Origin of the sequence: Micromonospora sp. NPDC023633 (assembly GCF_040640035.1) — a bacterium.
Classification (GTDB): domain Bacteria; phylum Actinomycetota; class Actinomycetes; order Mycobacteriales; family Micromonosporaceae; genus Micromonospora.
In genome coordinates, this window is sequence record NZ_JBFABB010000251.1 from 1 (window position 1) to 3,599 (window position 3,599).

Genomic DNA, 3,599 nt, shown 5'->3' on the forward strand with positions numbered 1-3,599 from the left:
CGAGCCCGGCGGCCCGGCAGGCGGCGTCGACCGCCTCGGCGAGCTCGTCGGCCAGGTCGCCGGCGTCGGGCAGGGTGGCGGCGGCGTCGACCCGGCGGGGCGTCGTGTCGAAGCGGTCCACCAGCCGGAACGCGGGCGCGCCGGCCAGCACGCCGGCGAGCTGCGCGTCGGGTCCCCTGCCGAGCGCGCTGGTCGCGTGGACGCCGGTGAGCTGGACGGCCACCCGCTCAGCCATCGGCGGCGACGGTCAGGGCGGCGCGGAAGACCGCCAGGGCGTCGTCGACGGTCCGGATCCCGGCGAGCTGGTCGTCGGTGAGGTCGAGCCGCCGGTCGTGGCGCTGCTCGACGAGGTGCACCAGCCAGGCCAGTTCCATGGAGCCGATCCGGTCGCCGACGTCGGCGGGCGGTTTCCCGGCCAGTTCGGCGAGCATGGTCACCAGCTCGGCCCGTTGCAGGTCGGGCTGACCGGCCATCAGGAGTTGTCGCTCGTCGCCCCGGCGACCCGGTCGGCGATCATCGTGGTGAACTCGCCGACCGTCATCAGGGCCAGCTTCTCGGACTCGTCGTCGGCGAACTTCAGGCCGTAGCGGTCCTCCACGCGCACGGCGAGGTCGGCGAGGGCCAACGACTCCAGGTCCACCCCGGACGGGCCGAGCGTGGTGTCGTCGTCGATGCCCTCGACGTCGTAGTTCATGTCCTCGAGCTGCTCGACGACGAAGGCGCGGATCTCGGGTCGCATGGTTAACCTCTTTCCGTGAGCCAGTCACCGGTGCCCGGTAGGGACACCGCGTACGTGTGGATCGGTCGGGGCGTCGGCGGTCGGCCGGCCCCGGCCGGGCGGCTGTTGCGGCGGGCGGCTGCCACGCTGCTCGGCCGCGCGGAGGCGGAGATCGTGGTGGAGCGCGGGCGCGACGGGCGTCCGCTGGTCTCGGTGCCCGGCGCGGGCGCCCGGGTGCGGCTCCCGGTCAGCGTCAGCCGGGCCGGTCCGGTGGTGGTGGTCGCCGCCCGGGCGGGTGGCCCGGTGGGGGTCGACGTGGAGCGGTGCCGTCCGCTGCCCGCGCCGGCGCTGGCCCGCCGGTGGTACGCCCCCGCCGAGGCGGACTGGCTGGCCGGTCGCCCCGCCGACGGGCAGGCGACGGACTTCCTGCGGTTGTGGACGGCGAAGGAGGCCGTCGGCAAGGCGCTCGGGGTGGGGCTGCGCGACGGCGGCCTGCGGCGGCTGATGCCGGTGCCCGGCGGTCCCGGCGGGTCGCTGCGGCCGGTGCCCGGCCTCGCGCGGCTGCGCGTCGGGCATCCGCCCGTGGGCGGGGGCCTGATCCTGGCGGTCGCCGTCGACGCGGTCGACGCGGTGCCGGTCGAGGTGGTGCGGTGCGAGGCGGAGGGGTGCGGGACGGAGGCGGACGGCGGAGCGGCGCGGCGCAGCGGTCACGTCGCCGCCGTCCGCAGCGCGTCGACCGAGCGGACCAGCTTGCCGGTGGTGGTGCGGGGCAGCTGATCCACCAGCCGCAGGGTGCGGGGGCGCTTGTAGCCGGCCAGCCGCTCGGCGAGCAGCTTGTCGAGCACCTCCTCCGACAGCGGCCCGTCCGGCTGCACGTACGCGGTGATCCCGCCGTCGAAGACGACCACGGCGGCGGCGACGCCGGGCAGCGCGGCGACGGTCGCCTCCACCTCGGTCAGGTCGACCTTCAGGCCGCCGACGGAGACCTGCGAGTCGAGCCGCCCGCGGACGGTGACCAGGCCGGTGTCCGGGTCCACGGCGCCGGCGTCGCGGGTGCGCAGCCAGCCGTCGGCCCAGCGGGTGGGGTCGCTCAGCCCGACGTACGGCGACGCGGGGCAGCTCACCCACAGCTCGCCGCCGACCTCGCGGACCTCGATGCCGGGCGCCGGGGCGATCGACGGGCGGTGCCGGCCGTGCAGGTCGGTGCCGATGACGCCGACCTCGGTCATCCCGTACATGTTGCCCAGCGGCACGCCGTAGCGGTCGGTGAAGGCGCGGGCGACGGCGGCCGGCACCAGCTCGCCGCCGGTGGTCATCCGCCGGAGCTGCGGCAGGGGGCCGGCGGGGCGGGTGGAGGCGAGCAGTCCGATGTGGAACGGTACGCCGAGCACGGTGGCCGGCGAGTCGCCGGCGGCGATCGCGGCCAGCACGGCGTCGCCGGCGAGCCGCTCCGGCGGCACCAGCTCGACCCCGGCGTGCAGGCCGTAGAGCAGGCCACCGACCAGGCCGAGCACGTGCACCATCGAGGGCAGCAGGATGATCCGCTCACCGGGCAGCGCCACGCCGTCGATGCGGGTGTAGCGGCGCACCTCGGCGACCAGGTCGTCGGCGGTGCGGCCGATCACCTTGGACGGTCCGGTGGAGCCGGAGCTGAGCTGGATCACCGCGTGTCCGCTGACCGCCGGGCGGTCGGCGTACGCGGTGACGCCCTCGGTGACGTCGACGAAGACCCGCAGCCCGCCGCCGCCGGTGCGGACCGGGGCCACGACGACCTGCGGGGTGAGCCGCGCCAGCGCCCGGTCGACCTCGTGGTCGGTGAGCCGGTGGTCGAGCAGGATCGCCTGCGCCCCGCTGCGCCAGGTGGCCAGCAGGTTCACCACGTACGCCAGCGAGGGCGGCAACCGCAGCGCGGCGGCGCCCCCGGGGCGCAGTCCGGCGGCGCCGAGGCGGGCCTGCGCCTCGGTCACCAGCCGGCGCAGGGTGGCCCGGTCGACCGGTTCGGGCAGTCGGAGACAAATGTCGGCCGGATGACCGTCGAGCAGAATTTCGTCAACCCAGAGCGGGTCCGTCGCCGCAGGATTTCCCGTCGTCACTACCGTTCACCGCCCAGCCTCAAAGAGGGCGGATCCGCCCATAAGGTGTGCCTGTCGGGGTGCTGCGGGGAACCTTACGACGCCGTCCGGACGCATAGCTAGATGCGAATGGCTAGATCAGAAAGGGCGGCCGGCCGGATTGCCCACGGCCGGTTCGACGGGCAGGATCGGGCGCGTACGGCGGCTCAGGGTGACCGCCGGATGACCCATCGTGCGTACGGCGCGAGACGTCCACCGGACGGCCGATGGTGCTCTTCGAGGGGGATCTGGAGGGGATCAGGGTGCCGGTGGGAGCACGACGCGGGCGGTGCGCCGCTCCCCGTCCATCGCGCGCATCGCCCGGGCCAGGGTGCCGGCGTGCAGCTCGGTCTCGCCGCGCTCGCGCATCAGCTCCGCCACGGCCTCGATCGCCCGCGCCTCGGCCGCCAGGGCCTGGGCGGCGAACACGCAACCGAGCGGGTCGAAGTGCCCGCTGTCGCGGGCCGGGTTGAGCCGGGCGATTAGGTCGACGACGCGCAGGTACCGCTCGACGAGTTCCTGTTCGGCCCGGGTCAACGCGGGCAGGTCACGTTCGCTCATCCCCGCAGCCTGCCACCACCCCCGGCGCCCGGCAGCCCCGCCGCGGCGCCGGCCCGCGCCCGCGACGCGGCCCGACAGCACCGCCGTGGGGGCGGCCCCCCCCCCGACCCCCCCGGCGGGGGGGGCAAGCCGGGGCCGCGCCCGGGGGGGGGGGGGGGGGGGTTTGTGGGCGCGCCCGGGGGGCGGGGTATCCAAGCCCCCACCGCCCC

5 protein-coding genes and 1 pseudogene are annotated in these 3,599 nt (G+C 76.2%); 1 reads left to right on the plus strand and 5 read right to left on the minus strand.

Annotation, left to right across the window (positions count from 1 at the left end):
• The 3 genes and pseudogenes from AB0G13_RS34330 to AB0G13_RS34340 form a co-directional block, all read right to left on the minus strand.
• A pseudogene (locus AB0G13_RS34330) lies at nucleotides 1-235 on the minus strand (beta-ketoacyl-[acyl-carrier-protein] synthase family protein); the annotation flags it as partial.
• Nucleotides 228-473 (minus strand): acyl carrier protein, encoded by a 246-nt coding sequence (locus AB0G13_RS34335; protein WP_357883768.1) that lies wholly within the window; start codon nucleotides 471-473, stop codon nucleotides 228-230. The gene AB0G13_RS34335 and the pseudogene AB0G13_RS34330, both read right to left, overlap by 8 nt.
• Entirely contained in the window at nucleotides 473-739 is a 267-nt protein-coding gene (locus AB0G13_RS34340; protein ID WP_334606965.1) for an acyl carrier protein, read from the minus strand. Before AB0G13_RS34340 ends, AB0G13_RS34335 begins: the two co-directional genes overlap by 1 nt.
• Nucleotides 740-754: 15 nt before the next feature.
• On the opposite strand from AB0G13_RS34340, the gene AB0G13_RS34345 reads away from it, so the two are divergent.
• Entirely contained in the window at nucleotides 755-1,495 is a 741-nt protein-coding gene (locus AB0G13_RS34345) for a 4'-phosphopantetheinyl transferase superfamily protein (RefSeq protein WP_357883772.1), read from the plus strand.
• Here AB0G13_RS34345 and AB0G13_RS34350 read toward each other — a convergent pair.
• Both AB0G13_RS34350 and AB0G13_RS34355 read right to left on the minus strand, forming a co-directional pair.
• Entirely contained in the window at nucleotides 1,426-2,811 is a 1,386-nt protein-coding gene (locus AB0G13_RS34350; protein ID WP_357883775.1) for a long-chain fatty acid--CoA ligase, read from the minus strand. The genes AB0G13_RS34345 and AB0G13_RS34350 overlap by 70 nt on opposite strands.
• A gap of 276 nt (nucleotides 2,812-3,087) precedes the next feature.
• Nucleotides 3,088-3,390, minus strand: a complete 303-nt coding sequence (locus AB0G13_RS34355) for a hypothetical protein (RefSeq protein ID WP_357883778.1) — start codon at nucleotides 3,388-3,390, stop codon at nucleotides 3,088-3,090.
• Nucleotides 3,391-3,599: the final 209 nt, after the last annotated feature.

What these genes read in the sequence shown, in the direction of transcription:
- AB0G13_RS34335 (WP_357883768.1), bottom strand. Translation starts at nt 473, where the DNA reads ATGGCCGGTCAGCCCGACCTGCAACGGGCCGAGCTGGTGACCATGCTC.
- AB0G13_RS34340 (WP_334606965.1), bottom strand. Translation starts at nt 739, where the DNA reads ATGCGACCCGAGATCCGCGCCTTCGTCGTCGAGCAGCTCGAGGACATG.
- AB0G13_RS34355 (WP_357883778.1), bottom strand. Translation starts at nt 3,390, where the DNA reads ATGAGCGAACGTGACCTGCCCGCGTTGACCCGGGCCGAACAGGAACTC.